19 protein-coding genes are annotated in these 15,399 nt (G+C 73.2%); 9 read left to right on the top strand and 10 right to left on the bottom strand.

What is annotated here, in order from left to right; translation table 11 throughout:
* Nucleotides 1-124: 124 nt before the first annotated feature.
* Both cydB and AC2CHG_RS23060 read right to left on the bottom strand, forming a co-directional pair.
* The gene (cydB, locus tag AC2CHG_RS23065; RefSeq protein WP_013286337.1) at nt 125-1,123 is read right to left on the bottom strand and encodes a cytochrome d ubiquinol oxidase subunit II; all 999 of its coding nucleotides are present in this window, start codon (nt 1,121-1,123) and stop codon (nt 125-127) included.
* 17 nt (nt 1,124-1,140) lie between these two features.
* Nucleotides 1,141-2,553: a cytochrome ubiquinol oxidase subunit I gene (locus AC2CHG_RS23060; RefSeq protein WP_194803384.1), complete on the bottom strand. Its 1,413-nt coding sequence runs from the start codon at nt 2,551-2,553 to the stop codon at nt 1,141-1,143.
* A 209-nt stretch (nt 2,554-2,762) separates the two neighbouring features.
* Here AC2CHG_RS23060 and AC2CHG_RS23055 point away from each other — a divergent pair, with 209 nt between their 5' ends.
* Both AC2CHG_RS23055 and AC2CHG_RS23050 read left to right on the top strand, forming a co-directional pair.
* Entirely contained in the window at nt 2,763-3,533 is a 771-nt protein-coding gene (locus AC2CHG_RS23055) for a lysophospholipid acyltransferase family protein (RefSeq protein ID WP_262015743.1), read from the top strand.
* 65 nt (nt 3,534-3,598) lie between these two features.
* Nucleotides 3,599-4,249, top strand: coding sequence for a flavodoxin family protein (locus AC2CHG_RS23050; RefSeq protein ID WP_262015742.1), 651 nt, complete (start codon nt 3,599-3,601; stop codon nt 4,247-4,249).
* A gap of 140 nt (nt 4,250-4,389) precedes the next feature.
* Here the strand turns inward: AC2CHG_RS23050 and AC2CHG_RS23045 are convergent, their stop codons facing one another.
* Together AC2CHG_RS23045 and AC2CHG_RS23040 are read right to left on the bottom strand one after the other, a co-directional pair.
* Nucleotides 4,390-4,758 carry a DUF4180 domain-containing protein gene (locus AC2CHG_RS23045; RefSeq protein ID WP_484525547.1) on the bottom strand — a complete coding sequence of 123 codons (369 nt, stop codon included), beginning with the start codon at nt 4,756-4,758 and terminating at the stop codon, nt 4,390-4,392.
* Nucleotides 4,751-5,203, bottom strand: a complete 453-nt coding sequence (locus AC2CHG_RS23040) for a helix-turn-helix domain-containing protein (protein WP_484525546.1) — start codon at nt 5,201-5,203, stop codon at nt 4,751-4,753. The genes AC2CHG_RS23045 and AC2CHG_RS23040 overlap by 8 nt, the downstream gene beginning before the upstream one ends.
* Nucleotides 5,204-5,291: 88 nt before the next feature.
* Here AC2CHG_RS23040 and AC2CHG_RS23035 point away from each other — a divergent pair, with 88 nt between their 5' ends.
* From AC2CHG_RS23035 to AC2CHG_RS23025, 3 genes are all read left to right on the top strand, one after another.
* Complete coding sequence (locus tag AC2CHG_RS23035; protein ID WP_262016325.1) at nt 5,292-6,059, top strand: glycerophosphodiester phosphodiesterase family protein; 768 nt, start codon at nt 5,292-5,294, stop codon at nt 6,057-6,059.
* Between the two features lie 20 nt (nt 6,060-6,079).
* On the top strand, nt 6,080-7,471 hold the full coding sequence (locus AC2CHG_RS23030) for an MFS transporter (RefSeq protein ID WP_262016324.1): 1,392 nt from the start codon (nt 6,080-6,082) through the stop codon (nt 7,469-7,471).
* 94 nt (nt 7,472-7,565) lie between these two features.
* Entirely contained in the window at nt 7,566-8,252 is a 687-nt protein-coding gene (locus AC2CHG_RS23025) for a thymidine kinase (RefSeq protein ID WP_370585003.1), read from the top strand.
* 3 nt (nt 8,253-8,255) lie between these two features.
* Here AC2CHG_RS23025 and AC2CHG_RS23020 read toward each other — a convergent pair whose 3' ends face one another.
* Nucleotides 8,256-8,714, bottom strand: a complete 459-nt coding sequence (locus tag AC2CHG_RS23020; RefSeq protein ID WP_194802555.1) for an Rv0361 family membrane protein — start codon at nt 8,712-8,714, stop codon at nt 8,256-8,258.
* Nucleotides 8,715-8,831: 117 nt separating this feature from the next.
* On the opposite strand from AC2CHG_RS23020, the gene AC2CHG_RS23015 reads away from it, so the two are divergent.
* Nucleotides 8,832-9,203, top strand: coding sequence for a VOC family protein (locus tag AC2CHG_RS23015; protein WP_194802554.1), 372 nt, complete (start codon nt 8,832-8,834; stop codon nt 9,201-9,203).
* Between the two features lie 63 nt (nt 9,204-9,266).
* Here AC2CHG_RS23015 and AC2CHG_RS23010 read toward each other — a convergent pair whose 3' ends face one another.
* Complete coding sequence (locus tag AC2CHG_RS23010) at nt 9,267-10,256, bottom strand: tyrosine-type recombinase/integrase (RefSeq protein WP_262016323.1); 990 nt, start codon at nt 10,254-10,256, stop codon at nt 9,267-9,269.
* Between the two features lie 83 nt (nt 10,257-10,339).
* On the opposite strand from AC2CHG_RS23010, the gene AC2CHG_RS23005 reads away from it, so the two are divergent.
* Entirely contained in the window at nt 10,340-11,353 is a 1,014-nt protein-coding gene (locus AC2CHG_RS23005; protein WP_194802551.1) for a helix-turn-helix transcriptional regulator, read from the top strand.
* A 5-nt stretch (nt 11,354-11,358) separates the two neighbouring features.
* Here AC2CHG_RS23005 and AC2CHG_RS23000 read toward each other — a convergent pair whose 3' ends face one another.
* The 4 genes from AC2CHG_RS23000 to AC2CHG_RS22985 all read right to left on the bottom strand — a co-directional run bounded on the left by AC2CHG_RS23000 (nt 11,359) and on the right by AC2CHG_RS22985 (nt 13,448).
* On the bottom strand, nt 11,359-11,793 hold the full coding sequence (locus AC2CHG_RS23000; protein ID WP_262016322.1) for an Hsp20/alpha crystallin family protein: 435 nt from the start codon (nt 11,791-11,793) through the stop codon (nt 11,359-11,361).
* A 74-nt stretch (nt 11,794-11,867) separates the two neighbouring features.
* Entirely contained in the window at nt 11,868-12,377 is a 510-nt protein-coding gene (locus AC2CHG_RS22995; RefSeq protein WP_357210642.1) for a GNAT family N-acetyltransferase, read from the bottom strand.
* Entirely contained in the window at nt 12,374-12,901 is a 528-nt protein-coding gene (locus AC2CHG_RS22990) for a DUF2087 domain-containing protein (protein ID WP_357210640.1), read from the bottom strand. Before AC2CHG_RS22990 ends, AC2CHG_RS22995 begins: the two co-directional genes overlap by 4 nt.
* Nucleotides 12,902-12,959: 58 nt before the next feature.
* A complete protein-coding gene (locus AC2CHG_RS22985; RefSeq protein WP_357210638.1) occupies nt 12,960-13,448 on the bottom strand; it encodes a GNAT family N-acetyltransferase in 489 nt (162 codons plus the stop codon).
* Nucleotides 13,449-13,556: 108 nt separating this feature from the next.
* On the opposite strand from AC2CHG_RS22985, the gene AC2CHG_RS22980 reads away from it, so the two are divergent.
* The gene (locus AC2CHG_RS22980) at nt 13,557-15,098 is read left to right on the top strand and encodes an ArnT family glycosyltransferase (protein WP_484525545.1); all 1,542 of its coding nucleotides are present in this window, start codon (nt 13,557-13,559) and stop codon (nt 15,096-15,098) included.
* A gap of 13 nt (nt 15,099-15,111) precedes the next feature.
* A partial coding sequence (locus AC2CHG_RS22975) for a TIGR04222 domain-containing membrane protein (RefSeq protein WP_484525544.1) occupies nt 15,112-15,399 on the top strand: 288 nt, incomplete at its 3' end.

The raw sequence follows: 15,399 nt of genomic DNA, 5'->3' as shown, positions 1-15,399 counted from the left end.
GCGCGCCGGCCCCCCGCGCCCCCCCCGCCCCCCCCCCCCCCCCCCCCCCCCCCCCCCCCCCCCCCCGCCCCCCCCCCCCCCCCCCCCCCCCCCCCCCCCCCCCGCCCCTGCGCCCACAGGTCGATCAGTGTTGCGGAATGTTCTGTACCCCGATCCGGCGGCGGAACACCCAGTACGTCCAACCCTGGTACGCCAGCACGATCGGCGTGAACACCACTGCGACCCAGGTCATGATCTTCAAGGTGTACGGGGTGGACGCGGCGTTGGTGGCGGTCAGCGTGCCGGCCGCGTCGAGGGTGGACGGCATGACGTTCGGGAACAGCGCGGCGAACAGCGTCGCCACGGCCAGGGCGATGGCCACCGCCGTACCGGTGAACGCCCAGCCCTCCCGGCGTACCTTGGCCGCGGCCAGACCGCCGAGCAGGGCGAGGGCGGCACCGACGGCGAGCACGACGGCGGCGGCGCTGGAGCGGATGCTCAGCGACCAGCTCAGGAACGCCACGGCGGCCACGGCGGTGCCGACACCGAGCTTGACGGCGAGGGCGCCGGCGCGCTCCCGGATGTCACCGGTGGTCTTGAGCGCCAGGAACACCGCGCCGTGGGTGAGGAACAGCCCCAGCGTGGTCAGGCCGCCGAGCAGCGCGTACGGGTTGAGCAGGTCGAGCAGGCCGCCGACGTACTCGTGGTCGGCGTCCAGCGGCACGCCGCGGAAGATGTTCGCGAACGCCACGCCCCACAGCACCGCCGGGATCGCGGAGCCCCAGAAGATGGCCTGGTCCCAGCGGCGCTTCCAGGACGCCTCGGGCCGCTTGTGGCGGTACTCGAAGGCGACACCGCGGGCGATCAGGGCCAGCAGGATCAGCAGCAGCGGCAGGTAGAACCCGGAGAACAGGGTGGCGTACCACTCGGGGAAGGCGGCGAACATGGCGCCGCCGGCGGTGATCAGCCACACCTCGTTGCCGTCCCAGACCGGGCCGATGGTGTTGATCAGGACGCGGCGCTGCCTGTCGTCGCGGCCGAGCACCGGCAGCAGCATCCCGACGCCGAAGTCGAAGCCTTCGAGGATGAAGTAGCCGGTGAAGAGCACCGCTACGAGGAGAAACCAGACGGTCGTCAGTTCCACGGTTGGGCTCCGGGGTGTCAGTAGGCGAACGCCAGCGGGCGCTCGGCGTCGTCGGTGTCGTCGTCGTCGGTCTGCGGGGTGACGTCCGGTACGCCGGCGCGGGCGTAGCGGACCAGCAGTTTGAACTCGACCACCGCGAGGACGGCGTAGATGAGGGTGAACGCGGTGAACGAGGTGAGCACCTCGGTCAGGGAGACGCTGCGGGACACACCGTCACGGGTGAGCATCTCGCCGAAGACGATCCACGGCTGACGGCCCATCTCGGTGAAGATCCAGCCGAAGGAGTTGGCCAGCAGTGGCAGCACGGGCATGACCAGGCCGGCGCGCAGCAGCCACTTGCTGGTGGGGGTGCGGCCCTTGCGCTGGCTCCACAGCACCAGCAGCGCGATCGCGGCGGCGGCCAGCCCGAAGGCGATCATGAACCGGAAGCTCCAGTAGGTGACCGGGATGATCGGGGCGTAGTTGCCGGGGCCGTACTGGCTGGCGTACTGGGCCTGCAGGTCGTTGATGCCCTGCACGGTGCCGTTGGGGTCGCCGGTGCCGAGGAACGACAGCAGGTACGGGATCTTGACGGCGAACAGCTCGCGGCTGCCGTCCAGGCTGCCGACGGTGAGCACGGAGAACGAGGCGGGGCTCTCGGTGGTGTAGAGGCCCTCCGCGGCCGCCATCTTCATCGGCTGCACCTCGGTCATGATCTTGCCCTGGATGTCGCCGGTGAGGATCACCAGCGCCGAGGAGACCAGGACCGTCCAGGAGCCGAGCTTGGTGGCGAAGCGGTACGCGCCGGTGTCGGCGCTGTCGCGGTTGCGCATCACGTGCCACAGGCCCACGGTCACCATCAGCGACCCGGCGACCAGGAACGCGCCGGCCAGGGTGTGCGGGAAGGTCACCAGGGCGACCTTGTTGGTGAGCACGGCGACGAAATCGGTCAGCTCGGCGCGGCCGCTCTCCGGGTTGATCCGGAAGCCGACCGGGTTCTGCATGAACGAGTTCGCGGCGAGGATGAAGTACGCCGACAGGTTGGTGCCGATCGCGGCGGCCCAGATCGAGGCCAGGTGCAGGCGCTTGGGCAGCCGGTCCCAGCCGAAGATCCACAGGCCGATGAACGTGGACTCCAGGAAGAACGCCACCAGGGCCTCGATGGCCAGCGGCGCCCCGAAGATGTCACCGACGAAGCGGGAGTAGTCGCTCCAGTTCATGCCGAACTGGAACTCCTGCACGATGCCGGTGACCACACCCATCGCGAAGTTGATCAGAAAGAGCTTGCCGTAGAACTTGGTGAGTTTGAGGTACCGCTCGTTGCCGGTGCGGTGCCACATGGTCTGGAGGATCGCCACCAGCACGGACAGGCCGATGGTCAACGGCACGAACAAGAAGTGGTAGACGGTGGTGACACCGAACTGCCAGCGGGCGACGTCCAACGCGTCCACCAGAAAACCCCCAGCTGTGCATACTACGAGACGTAGTAGATACTACTCGGCGTCGTAGCGAAAGCAGCAGGGCCGCAGGGCCCCACCCGGCCCGGGACCAATGACCCTGATCACCCTTGCCGGAGGACCTGCGGTCCCGGGATCACCCTTGCCGGAGGACCCCCACCGGCTCCCCCCGCCGTGCTCGCACGTGCGACCATCCAGCACTGATGAACAGCACCCCCTGGCGCGCGCCGCTGCTGTGGCGGGGCGCGCAGACGCTCGCCCGCGCGGTCGTCGGGCTGGTCGGCCGGCTGGAGGTCACCGGCGACGTGCCCGACGCGCTGCGCCACGGCCCGCTGGTCCTGGCCGCCAACCACATCAGCCCGTTCGACCCGGTGGTGCTCGCCGCCGCCTGCCGGGTCCGGCGCGTCGCGCCCCGGATCATGGCCACCGGCGGGCTGTTCCGCGCCCCGCTGATCGGCTCGCTGATGCGTCACGCCGGGCACATCCGCGTCGACCGGGGCACCGCCGCGGTGCACCGCTCCCTGGAGGCCGCCGCCCACGCGGTGGCCGGCGGCTCGGTGGTACTGGTCTACCCGGAGGGACGCATCGGGCTCGACCCCGGCATGTGGCCCGAGCGGGGCAAGACCGGCACCGCCCGGCTCGCGTTCGCCAGCGGCGCCGCCGTCGTACCGGTGGCCCAGTGGGGCTCGCACGAGGTGCTGCCCTACCGGGCGCCCAAGGGGATGCTGCGCGCGACGGCCCGGGCGATCGTGCGCCGGCCCGCCATCCGGGTGCACTTCGGCGCGCCGGTGCCGCTGGACGACCTGCGGCCGGGCTCCCCCGGCGCGGCCCGGCAGGCCACCGACCGGATCATCGACGCGATCACCGACGACCTGGTGCCGCTGCGCCCCGACGAGCCGGACCTGCCGCGCCACGTCGACCCGGGCCGGCCGGTCGACACCGCCCGCGCCCACCACCGCCGCCACGCCGGCTGACGCATCCCGGCCCCGCTGGCGGGTATCACGTCCCCGCGCCCCCTTCAGGCGGAGAGGACCTCGTCATGACCGCTGTCCGAGCACTCGTTCTCAACTGCACGCTGAAGCGCTCCCCGGCGACGTCCAGTGCGCAGGTACTCGGTCAGGAGGTGCTCGACGCGCTGGCCGAGCAGGGCGTCGACGGCGAGATCGTCCGGGTGGTCGACCACGACGTGCGGTTCGGGGTCTCCGTCGACGAGGGTGACGGCGACGGCTGGCCCGCGATCCGCGCCAAGCTGCTCGCCGCCCAGATCCTGATCATCGCCACGCCGATCTGGCTCGGTCAGCCCTCGTCGGTGACCAAGATGGTCCTCGAACGGCTGGACGCCGAGCTGTCCGAGACCGACGACCAGGGCCGCCTGCGCACCTACGGCAAGGTCGGCGGGGTGGCGGTGGTCGGCAACGAGGACGGCGCGCACCACACCATCGCAGAGGTGCAGCAGGCCCTCAACGAGGTGGGGTTCACCTGCCCGGCCGCCGGGGCCACCTACTGGGTCGGCGAGGCGCTGCACAAGACCGACTACGTCGACGCCCGCCCCAAACCCGACACGACCGGCCGTACCACCGCCGCGCTGGCGCTCAACAGCGCCCACCTGGCCCGGCTGCTCGCCGAGAGCCCCTACCCGCCCCCCGGAACCCGCAACGCGGCCACCGGCCCCAGCAGCCAGCCCGGCTGACCCGACGCCCCCTACCCACTCCGGCTGGCCGCGTCCCCGCCGCCGTCGATCTTGCAGTTGGTGCCCCGGCAAATCCGGCCAACCGCCCTCGACGAGGGCCGCAAGTGCAAGATCAGCGAGGCGGGGGCGGGCAGGGTGGGTCAGGGGGTGGTGCGCAGGCGGGCGTCGAGGGCGGTCAGGTCGGGCACGAACCACACCTGGTCGTGCCGGTTCGACTCGGCCACCAGCGCGCGCAGCGCGCCGCTGCGCTCCAGATGTGCGGAGATGTCACCGACGATCGCCAGGCGCAGCCGGTAGTTGACGAACTTCTGCATCACCTCACCGGCGAAGCGGGTGCCGAGCGTGAAGAAGCCGGGGTCGAGCCGCTCGGCCGGCACCGCCACCACAGTCGCGCCGAGGAACGCCGCGCCGATCAGGTCCAGCGCGTCGCGCTCGGTGGCGATCGGCGGGCCGTCCGGGTCGCAGACCAGCACCGGCACGCCGGCGCGCTCCTGCAGCTGGTCAGTCACGGCCGCGCTCCCCGCCGTCGAGCAGGCCGTTGCCGCCGTCGAGCACGCCGTCGAGCAGGCGCAGCAGGTCGGCGGTGGCGGTGAGATCGCCCAGGATCACGATGGTCATGCGGTGCCGCTCCTCGTCGTGGACCGTCTGCACGCGCAGCGGGCGGTCCGGGTCGTGGTGGGTGTTCACGCCCGCCAGCACCAGCGTGGCGAGCCGGTCGACGGCGGCCCGGTCGACGCCGTCGAGGCGCACGACGCTGGACACCTCCGCCCCCGGCGCCGAGGCGGCCGCGGTGGGCCGGCCGGTCAGCGCGTCCAGGTCCGCGCGGGCGATCCGGTACTGCTTGCCGATCCGCGTGGCCCGCAGCCGGCCCGAGCGGATGTAGCCGCGCACCGTGCGCACGTGCAGGCCGAGCAGGTCAGCAACCTGCTCCACCGAATACATGTCGTTACTCATCGCACCCTATCCTAGCGATGATAGGGAACGATAGGTAATTTCACCGCCTGGTCATGTGCGCGCCGCCCGGGCCGGGCATACTGCCCGCGTGCAGCCCCGTCACGGCTACCTCGACGCGCCCGCGCCGCTGGCGTTCGCCCACCGCGGCGGCGCGGCCGACGGCGACGAGAATACCGCCGCCGCGTTCGCCCGTGCCGTCGCCCTGGGCTACCGGTACGTGGAGACCGACGTGCACGCCACCGCCGACGGCGTACCCGTGGTCTTCCACGATCCGACGCTGCGCCGCGTCACCGGGAAGCCGGGCCGGATCGCGGACCTGCGCTGGGCCGACCTGTCCTCGGTGCGCGTCGGCGGCGCCGCGCTGGTCCCCCGCCTGGACGAGGTGCTCGGCGCCTGGCCGCAGGTGCGGTTCAACATCGACGTGAAGTCCGACGGCGGCGTGGAACCCACAGTCGCCACGGTCACCCGGGCCGGCGCCGGCGAGCGGGTGCTGCTCGCCTCCTTCAGCGACGCCCGGCTGGCCCGGCTGCGGTCGCTGGCCGGGCCGAAGGCCGCCACGAGCCTCGGCATGCGCGGTGTGGCCCGGCTGCGGCTGGCCTCGCTGCACGGACGGCCGCTGCGGCTGCCCCCTTCCGTGGTCGCCGCGCAGGTGCCGGTCTCCTTCGGCCGGGTGCCGGTGGTGGACCGGCGGTTCCTCGCGTACTGCCACCGGATCGGGTTGCAGGTGCACGTCTGGACGATCGACGATCCCGCCCAGATGCACCACTTACTTGATCTTGGTGTGGATGGCATCATGACCGATCACGTCAGCGTGCTCCGTGACGTCTATCGCAGTCGCGGCCACTGGGCCGCCTGAGCCCCCGAGGACGACCCCCGATGGCCGATACGGTCACCCCCGCCGTCGCCGACCCCGCCGGACCGGGCAGCACCCGCCGCGAGCGCACCGGCTGGTACTTCTACGACTGGGCGAACTCGGCGTTCCAGACCACAGTCATCACGGTCTTCCTCGGGCCGTTCCTGACCACAGTCACCGAACTCGCCGCCGGGTGCGAACTGGGCGCGGACAGCTGCGACGGCGCGGTGTACCCGCTGGGCATCAAGGTCGCCGCCGGATCGTTCTATCCGTACCTGATCTCGCTGTCGGTCTTCCTCACCGTGTTCGTGCTGCCGGTGATCGGCGCGATCGCCGACCGGTCGGCGCACAAGAAGCGGCTGCTCGCCGCCGCGGCGTTCACCGGCGCCGGCGCGACCATCGCGTTCGCGTTCGTCACCGGCGAGCGCTACCTGCTCGGCGGCGCGCTGTTCCTCGTCGCGAACATCTCCTTCGGCGCCGCCGTGGTCGTCTACAACTCGTTCCTGCCGCAACTGGGCGGCCCGGACGAGCGTGACGGCATCTCCAGCCGCGGCTGGGCCATCGGCTACCTCGGCGGCGGCCTGCTGCTCGCGCTGAACCTGGTCGCGGTGACCATGCTCAGCGAGGAGGGCAACGCCCAGCGCACGCTGGACCTGGCCCGCTGGTCGATCGTGTCCGCGGGCGTGTGGTGGGCCGCGTTCACCCTGGTCCCGCTGCGCTGGCTGCGCGAACACCCCACCGCCGCCGCCCTGCAGGCGGGCGGCAACGTGCTCACCGACGGGTTCCGGCAGCTCGGGCGTACCCTGCGGGAACTCAAGACGTACCCGCTGACGCTGTTCTTCCTGCTCGCGTTCCTGGTCTTCAACGACGGCATCCAGACCGTCATCACCCTCGCCAGCCAGTACGGCACCGAGGAACTGCGGCTGGACCAGAGCACGCTGATCGTGACCATCCTGCTGGTGCAGTTCCTCGCCTTCGGCGGCGCGCTCGCCCTCGGCGCGCTCGCCAAGCGCATCGGCGCGTGGAAGACCGTCCTGCTGTCGCTGGTGCTCTGGACCGGTGTGATCATCGCCGCGTTCCGGCTGCCCGCCGAGGCACCGGTGCCGTTCATGATCCTCGGCGGCTGCATCGGCCTGGTGCTGGGCGGCAGCCAGGCCCTGAGCCGCTCGCTGTTCAGCCAGCTCATCCCGGCCGGCAAGGAGGGCGAGTACTACGGCTTCTACGAGATCAGCGACAAGGGCACCAGCTGGCTCGGCCCGCTGGCGTTCGGCCTGGTCTTCCAGCTGACCTCGTCGTACCGGGTGGGTCTGGTGTCGCTGCTGATCTTCTTCGTGGTGGGCTTCGCGCTGCTGGCCGCCGTGCCGATGCGCCGGGCCATCATCGCCGCCGGGAACACCCCGCCCCGGGTGCTCTGACCCGCTGCGCCCCCGTGGATCATCGGGGGCCTGATCGGGCGGCGTCGATGGACTAGGCTGCCCCGACGTGACCGACGACGCCGCCCAGACCTGCCTGGCCCGCCCCCTGCCGGGGCCCGGCGACGACCGGGCCGCCGGCTGCGCCGCCGCCCGCGGCGTCGACGGCCGGCCGCTGCACGCCGCCGCGCTGAAGTTCTTCTGGGGGCCGATGGACTGCGGCAAGTCCACCATGGCGCTGCAGATGAACCACAACCACGCCCGGCAGGGCCGCCGCGGCCTGGTCACCACCCGCATCGACCGCTCGCTGGGCCCGCAGGTCACCACCCGCATCGGCCTGGCCCACGAGGCCGTCGAGGTCACCGACGACCTCGACCTGCGCGCCCTGGTCCGCGACGCATGGGCCGAGGGGGTACGCGTGGACTACCTGATCTGCGACGAGGCCTCGTTCTACAACCTCGAACACATCGAGCAGATGGCCGAGCTGGTCGACCGGTTCGACGTCGACGTCTACGCCTTCGGCCTGGCCACCGACTTCCGCTCCTGTCTGTTCCCGGCCGCGCAGCGGCTGTTCGAGCTGGCCGACGAGGTGGCCCGCATCCAGGTCGAGGTGCTCTGCTGGTGCGGCCGGGAAGGGCTGCTCAACGCCCGCGTGGTGGACGGCCGGGTGGTGCGCGAGGGCGCGCAGGTCGTCATCGGCGACACCGTCGACACCGCCGACGTGCGCTACCAGGTGCTGTGCCGGCGCCACTACCGCTCCGGCGACCTCGGCCCGCGCGGCTGAGCGTCAGAACGGGTCTCCGCACACCCGCCAGCCGCCGCCCTCCGGCACCACGGGCAGCTCCCGCTCCTCGCTGCCACCCCCGTCGCGGTTGATCCGCACGATCACCGTCCCCGTCGGTTTGCCGGACCGGGTCGCCACCGACACGTCGACGATCTCGTAGCCGCTGACCTGCGGTGGCGTACGGACCCAACTGCCGAAGCCCGACTTGCTCCACTTGCCCCGGGCCTCGGCGCACAGCCGCTCGTACGCCGCGTCGGTGTCCCCGGACGCGACGTCGCGGAAGAACCCGTCGGCGGTCTCCCGTACCGGCCCGTCGGCCTGGAGCACCACCTGCGCGTTCCACGCCGCCAGACCGGCCACCCCGATCAGGCAGGTGCCCACGCCGAGACCGGCGATCAGCACGCCCGCGCGTAGCGGCCGGCGACGCCGGGCCGGGTGCTGCCACTCCCGTTGCCTGCCCATCACCGACGACGGTAGGCAACCGGGCAGCGGCGCGCAGGCACTTGCGGTGCTCCGGCCGGGCCGGCCTCGCGCTCGTACCTGACAACAGGTGGCAGGTACGAGCGGCAGACTCCCGGTATGACCACTCACGCAGACATCGCCATGATCAACCTGGACAGCTCCGACCCCGCCGCACACGCGGCCTTCTACGCCCACGCGCTCGGTTGGGAGATCACCCACAGTCAGGCCGAGTACGCGATGATCGTCAAGGACGGCACGTCGATCGGCTTCGGCCTGGTGCCCGGCTACGCGCCGCCGGCCTGGCCGGACGAGAGCGGCGGCAAGCGCTACCACCTCGACCTCTATGTCGACGACGTGACGGTCGCGGAGAAGGACCTGGTGGCGGCCGGCGCGACCCGGCCCGGGTTCCAGCCCGGCGGTGAGCGGTGGACCGTGCTGCTCGACCCGATTGGCCAGCCGTTCTGCCTCTGCCCCCGCCCGCAGGGCTGACCGGTCAGCGCAGCGGGCCGCGGAGCACCGCGGCCCGCATCGCGGCCGGGCGGATACGACGGCTCAGCCGCGACGGCGCGCCCGGGCCGCCCAGATGGTGTACGCCGGGTCGCGGTCCAGGTTGTGCCGGTCCCGGTCGTAGCGGCGGGTGGTACGCGGATCCGCGTGCCCCATCGCGTCCTGCACGTCCTCCAGAGGCACCCCCTCGGAGCGGGCCGTGGTGGCGAACGCGTGGCGCAGCGAGTGCGGCGACAGCTTCGCCCACGCGGCGATCCCGGCACGTTGTGCGAGGCGGCGCACCAGCCGGAACACGGCGTGCCGGTCCAACCGGCCGCCGGTGGCGGTGACCAGCAGCGGACCGGTCAGCTCCGGCACCGGGACACCCTGCGCGGCGGCCCGCACGGCCAGGTAGGCGTCGACCGCGTACGCGGTGCCGGGGGTGAGCGCGCGCCGGCGTACCTTGCCGCCCTTGCCGACGAAGCGGACGCTGCGGTGACCGCGCTCAGTGCCCAGGTCGGACACGTCCAGCGCGACCAACTCCCCCACCCGCAGCCCCAGGTCGGCCAGCAGCGCGACGGCGGCCCGGTTCCGGGCGGCGGCCGGGCCGGTGTCGGTCTCGGCGGCGGCGATCAGCGCGTCGACCTCCTCGGGGGTCAGGCCGACGGTGGCGGAGTGGTCCCGGTCCACGCGCGGACGATCCGCCGCCGACACCGGGTTGGCCGGCACCGCGCCCAGCTTGACCAGGAAGTCGTACCAGCTCGACAGCGCGGACAGCCGGCGCGCGACGGTGGCCGGGGTGAGCGGGCGGCCGGCCCGGCCGCGGGGTGTCGACTCCAGTTCGCGACCGTAGGTGTTGACGTCGAGGAAGGTGGCCCGCAACGGATCGACGGCGTGTTCGGCGCACCAGGTCAGCCAGCCGGTGACGTCGCGGCGGTACGCGTCGCGGGTGTGCTCGGACAGCCGCCGGTTGCGCAGCCACGCCTCGGTGACGTCGGCCGGGCCGGCGGGCAGGGCGGCGGGGCGGGCGCGGGGCAGCACCTCGGGGCGAAGCATGTGAGAAAGGTTCTCAGTAAGTGGAGGGTTTGGCGACGAGGCGCGCCCGTTCCCGGCCGCCCGGGCCGGGTTACCGTCACCGGGTGCGTGCCAGCCGGCTGGTCTCCCTGCTGCTACTCCTGCAGACCCGGGGGCGGATGACAGCCCCGGAACTCGCCGACGCCCTGGAGGTGTCGGTGCGAACCGTCTACCGCGACGTCGAGTCGCTCGGCGCCGCCGGTGTGCCGGTGTACGCCGATCGGGGGCCGGCCGGCGGATACCGACTGCTGGAGGGCTACCGGACCCGGCTCACCGGGATGACCGGCCCGGAGGTCGAGGCGCTGTTCCTCGCCGGTCTGCCCGGCCCGGCCGCCGAACTGGGACTGGCGTCGGTGGTGGCCGCCGCCGAGTTGAAGGTGCGCGCTGCGCTCCCCGGTGAGCTGGCCGACCGCAGCGGCCGGATCCGGCAACGATTCCATCTGGACGCGCCCGGCTGGTTCCGGCACCCCGAAGCCACCCCGCACCTGGAGGCGCTGGCCGGCGCGGTCTGGCGGGACCGGCTCGTGCGGCTGCGCTACCGGCGCTGGCGCGCGCCGCGGGAGGTGACCCGGCTCGTCGCCCCGCTGGGCGTGGTGCTCAAGGCGGGCCGCTGGTATCTGGTGGGCCGCTGCGAGGAACAGGTACGCACCTACCGGGTCGGTGCGGTGCTCGACGTCGAGGTCACCGACGAGCCGTACGCGCGGTCCGACGACTTCGACCTGGCCGCGTACTGGCGGGAGTGGACCGCCCGCTACGAACGCGACGTATACCGCGACCAGGCCCGTATCCGGCTCACCGTGGCGGCGCTGGAGTTCATGCCGTACGTGTTCCCGCCGGAGATGAGCCGCGCCGCCCGGGCCGCGGCCGGTGAGCCCGGCCCGGACGGATGGCTGGAGACCACGGTGCCGATCGAGTCGGTCCGGCACGCCCACGCCGAATTGCTGAAGCTCGGCGCGGAGGTCGAGGTGCTGACCCCGGCCGACCTGCGCGAACGGTTCATCGCCACCGCGCATGCGTTGGCCCGGCTCTACGGCGACGCGGGGTCGGCCGGCGCTCCGGCCTCCCCCGCGTCGGCGTGACGTCCTCAGACGGTGGTGAGCTGACGCCGGCCATTGCTCTCGGCGGGCGTGCTCACCGTGATCCGGCGTGGCTTGGCGCGCTCGGCGATCGGGATGCGCAGCGTCAGCACCCCGTTGTCGTAGCCGGCCTCCAGCCGGTCGGTGTCGAGCGTGTCGCCCAGGAACAGCTGCCGGGTGAACGTGCCCATCGGACGCTCGGCGGCGACCAGCTCGACGTTCTCGCCGGTGGGACGGCGGCGCTCGGCGCGGACGGTCAGCACGTTGCGCTCGACGGTGCAGTCGATGCTGTCCGGGTCCACACCGGGCAGGTCGAACGCCGCGTAGAAGTGGTCACCGTCGCGGTACGCGTCGAGGTGCATCACGGCGGGCCGGGCGGTGGTGCCGAAGAACTGCTCGGCGATCCGGTCGATCTCGCGGAACGGGTCGGTACGCATCAACATGGCTCTTGCCTCCTCGGTTCTCCTGGCCCAAGGTCTCAAGTTGAGTCTGTGTGACTCAAGTTCCTGGTTCTGTTTTAGCGCGCCTGCGCCGCCTCGTCAACTCGTCCCGCAAGCGTCTTCTCGAACCAGTGCTGCGCGTACGGGCCACTGGTGAAGGCGGGGATCTCCCGGTAGCCGTGGCGGGCGTACAGGGCCCGCGCCTCGACCAGGTCCGAGCGGGTGTCCAGCCGGATCCGCGTCGCCCCGCCGGCGGTCGCGTACGCCTCGATCGCGGCGATCAGCGCCGCCCCGCCCCCGGTGCCCCGGTGCTCGGGGCGCACGTACACCCGGGTCAGCTCGGCCCAGCCCGGCTGCCACCTCAGCCCGGCGCACCCGGCGAGCCGCCCGTCGCGGCGGGCCAGCACCAGCAGTCCGGTCGGCGGGGTCAGGTCGTCGCTCGGGTCCTCGGCCAGCGCGGCGTCCACCTCACCGGGCCGCTCCGGGCGGCCGTACCAGCGGCGCACCATCTCCGCCGTGTACTCGCGCAGCAGCAGCGCCGCGTCCGGCTCGTCCGGGTGCACGACGTGCGTGCTCCAGCCGGTCACGGGCCGGTCCGCCAGTAGACGCCCTGCTCGCGGGTGAGCAGCATGTCGTCGATCAGGTAGCGGCGCAGCGTCACGTGGTCGGCCTCGCCACCCTCGCACCACCGGCGCAACGCGTCGTCCACCTCCCGTTCCGGATAACGCCGTCCGGGCTCGAAGGTGTGTTCGGTGATGTGCTCCAGCAGCACCCGGCGGCGCCCCCGCTGCGCGGGCAGCCGGGTCAGTGCGCCATCACGCAGGAACGTGCGCAGGATCGTCTCGCGCGGGTTCGCGGCCGGCCCGGCCGGGGACGCCGCACCGGCCCGCGCGAACTCGCGCAGCCGTTCGGCGTCGACCCGCAGCCCGTCCCCGTCGTCGGCGAGCACCCCGGCGTCGATGAGACGGCGGACGGCCACTGCGGCGTCGCGGGCGGGCAGGCCGGTACTCGCCACCACGGCCGGCACGTCCCGGGCGCCGAGCACGATCGCGGCGAACACGGTCCGGCGGCGCTCGTCGGCGAGCGCCCCGGCGAGGGCTTGAGCGGTCATGGCGGGCAGCCTGTCAGCAACCCGCCGGATCCGGCCAGGCGTTTTCCGGCCGCCGCGCTCACAGCCGCCGGTGCATCACGTGCAGCCCGACCCGGCCCAGCGTCGGGTGCGCGAACGCCTCCGGCACGGTGCCGACCACCGTGAAGCCGAGCCGCCGGTACAGCTCCACGGCCGCCGTGTTGGTCTCCACCACGGCGTTGAACTGCATCGCGGCGAAACCCCGCCGCCGGGCCCAGTCCAGCGCCTCCTCGCACAGAGCCCGGCCCACACCCCGGCCGCGGGCGTGGGCCGCGACCATGAAACTCGCCGTCGCCACGTGCGACCCCGGCCCGGGCCGGTTCGGGCCCATCTTCGCGGTGCCGCGCACCGCGCCGTCGCGGTCCACCGCGACCGAGGTACGCCCCGGCGGGCGCTCCACCCACACCTCGCGCACCGCCTCCGGCGGCCAGTCCGGGTCGTACGAGAACGTGTCACTGGCGGTGATGACGTCGGTGAGGATCGGCCGGACCTGGGCCCAGTCGGCGTCGGTGTAGTCACGAATCAGCATCGGCGCGCACGCTAGCCGCCGCCCCGGTCGTCCGGCCACCGGTTTCCGCCCACCCGGCCGAGGGCGGCGGGGCATCGGCGGACCGCTCGCCGGGGCCATCATGGACGGGTGGCCGAATCAGTCGCCGACATCGATCGGAGCGAGGCCGCCGCACCCGGTGGCCCGCCGCCCGCCGGTCCACGTACCGCCGCGCCCCTGGTGGTGGGCGCGGTCCTCACCGCCGTGCTGCTGTCGCTGGCCGGCCGCTACGGCTACCACCGCGACGAGCTGTACTTCCTGCTGTGCGGCCGGCACCTCGACTGGGGCTACGTCGACCAGGGGCCCCTCGTGCCGGCGCTGGCCCGGCTGGCCGACACGATCGCGCCGGGCAACCTGGTGGTGCTGCGCACCCCGTCGGCGTTCATCGGCGGCGCAGCGGTGGTCCTGGTCGCCGCGATCGCCCGGCAGTTCGGCGCCGGCCGCGTCGCCCAGACGGCCGCGGCGGTGCTCGCCGCCGCCTCGGGCATCGTGCTGGCCGGCGGCCATCTGCTCAGCACCACGAGCGTCGACCTGCTGGTGTGGCTGGTAGCCGCGCTGTGCATGGTGCGGATGCTGCGCACCGGCGACACCCGGTGGGCGCTCGGCGCCGGGCTCGCGCTCGGCATCGGCCTGCTCAACAAGCCGCTGCCCGCGCTGCTCGGCGTCGGCCTGGCCGCCGGTCTGCTGATCGCCGGGCCGCGCCGGCTGCTGCCGGACCGGTGGGTGCTCGCCGGCGCGGGACTCGCCGCGCTCCTCGCCGTGCCGTACGCGGCGTGGCAGGCCGCGCACGGCTTCCCGCAGCTCGACGTCGCCGCGTCGATCGCCGACGGGGACAGCTCCTACAGCGGCCGGATCGACGCGGTGGTGCTCCAGTTCCTGATCATCAGCCCGTTCGCGGTCCCGGTGTGGGTCGCCGGGCTGGTGGCGCTGCTGCGCCGGCCGGCCTGGGCGGCGTACCGGTCGGTTGCCTGGGCGTGGCTGGTGGTGGTCGCGATCGTGGTGGTGGCCGGTGGCAAGGGCTACTACGACGCGCCGTTGCTGCTGGTGCTCACCGCCGCCGGGGTGGTGCCGGTCGTCGCGTGGGCGCGCCGGGGCGCGCCCCGGGTCCGGCAGGCGTTGCTGGTCACCGCCGCCGTGCTGATGGCCGCGAGCAGCGCGGTGCTGCTGCTGCCCACGCTGCCGGCCGACCGGCTGCCCGGGTTCGTGGTCGCGGCCAACTACGACGCGGGCGAGACCATCGGCTGGCCCGAGTTCGCCGACTCGGTGGCCGCCGTGCACCGCGCGCTGCCGCCGGCCGAGCGCGACCGGGCGGTGGTGCTGACCGGCAACTACGGCGAGGCCGGCGCACTGGCCCGGTACGGTCCGGCCCGGGGACTGCCCCGCGCGTACTCCGGGCACAACAGCATGGCCACGTTCGGCCGGCCGCCCGACGACGCCGACGTGGTGATCGTCGTCGGCTGGTCCCGGCCGGAGCCGCTGCGTGCCTGGTTCACCGAGCTCACCGAGGCGGCCCGGGTCGACCAGCGGGTCGACGTCGACAACGACGAGAACGGCGAGCCGATCTTCCTCGCCCGGGGCCTGCGGCGTCCGTGGTCGCAGATCTGGGACACCGAGGTACGCCACGGCTCCTGAGATACTTGCCGCCATGCTCTGGGGAGTCAGCGGGCCGATCTTCCTCCTCGACTACCTCGGCGCGGTCGCCGTGGCCGTCGTGATCGCCGTGGCGGTACGGGAACTGACCGGCCGCCGTACCCGTGGTGCGACACCCGACCGGGTCGAGCTGGCGTACCTGACCGACCGGGCGCTGTTGGCCTGCCAGGTCGGGGTGGCCGCGCTGCGCCGCGCGGGCGGGGTCGACGTCGGCGAACTCGCCACCCTGCACGCGCAGGGGCCGCCCCCGGCCGGCTCGCCCGCGCTGGTACGCGCCCTGCAC

It is taken from the genome of Micromonospora sp. ATLC20 (assembly GCF_057196585.1).
Note: the sequence above shows the minus strand (reverse complement) of the source record. Positions and strands in the feature narration are given on the sequence as shown.

Coding starts and splice junctions, on each gene's coding strand:
- AC2CHG_RS22985 (WP_357210638.1), bottom strand. CDS start 13,448: ATGCTGATTCGTGACTACACCGACGCCGACTGGGCCCAGGTCCGGCCG.
- AC2CHG_RS22990 (WP_357210640.1), bottom strand. CDS start 12,901: ATGACCGCTCAAGCCCTCGCCGGGGCGCTCGCCGACGAGCGCCGCCGG.
- AC2CHG_RS23010 (WP_262016323.1), bottom strand. CDS start 10,256: ATGCTTCGCCCCGAGGTGCTGCCCCGCGCCCGCCCCGCCGCCCTGCCC.
- AC2CHG_RS23000 (WP_262016322.1), bottom strand. CDS start 11,793: ATGTTGATGCGTACCGACCCGTTCCGCGAGATCGACCGGATCGCCGAG.
- AC2CHG_RS23020 (WP_194802555.1), bottom strand. CDS start 8,714: ATGGGCAGGCAACGGGAGTGGCAGCACCCGGCCCGGCGTCGCCGGCCG.
- AC2CHG_RS23040 (WP_484525546.1), bottom strand. CDS start 5,203: ATGAGTAACGACATGTATTCGGTGGAGCAGGTTGCTGACCTGCTCGGC.
- AC2CHG_RS23015 (WP_194802554.1), top strand. CDS start 8,832: ATGACCACTCACGCAGACATCGCCATGATCAACCTGGACAGCTCCGAC.
- AC2CHG_RS23055 (WP_262015743.1), top strand. CDS start 2,763: ATGAACAGCACCCCCTGGCGCGCGCCGCTGCTGTGGCGGGGCGCGCAG.
- AC2CHG_RS23030 (WP_262016324.1), top strand. CDS start 6,080: ATGGCCGATACGGTCACCCCCGCCGTCGCCGACCCCGCCGGACCGGGC.
- AC2CHG_RS23050 (WP_262015742.1), top strand. CDS start 3,599: ATGACCGCTGTCCGAGCACTCGTTCTCAACTGCACGCTGAAGCGCTCC.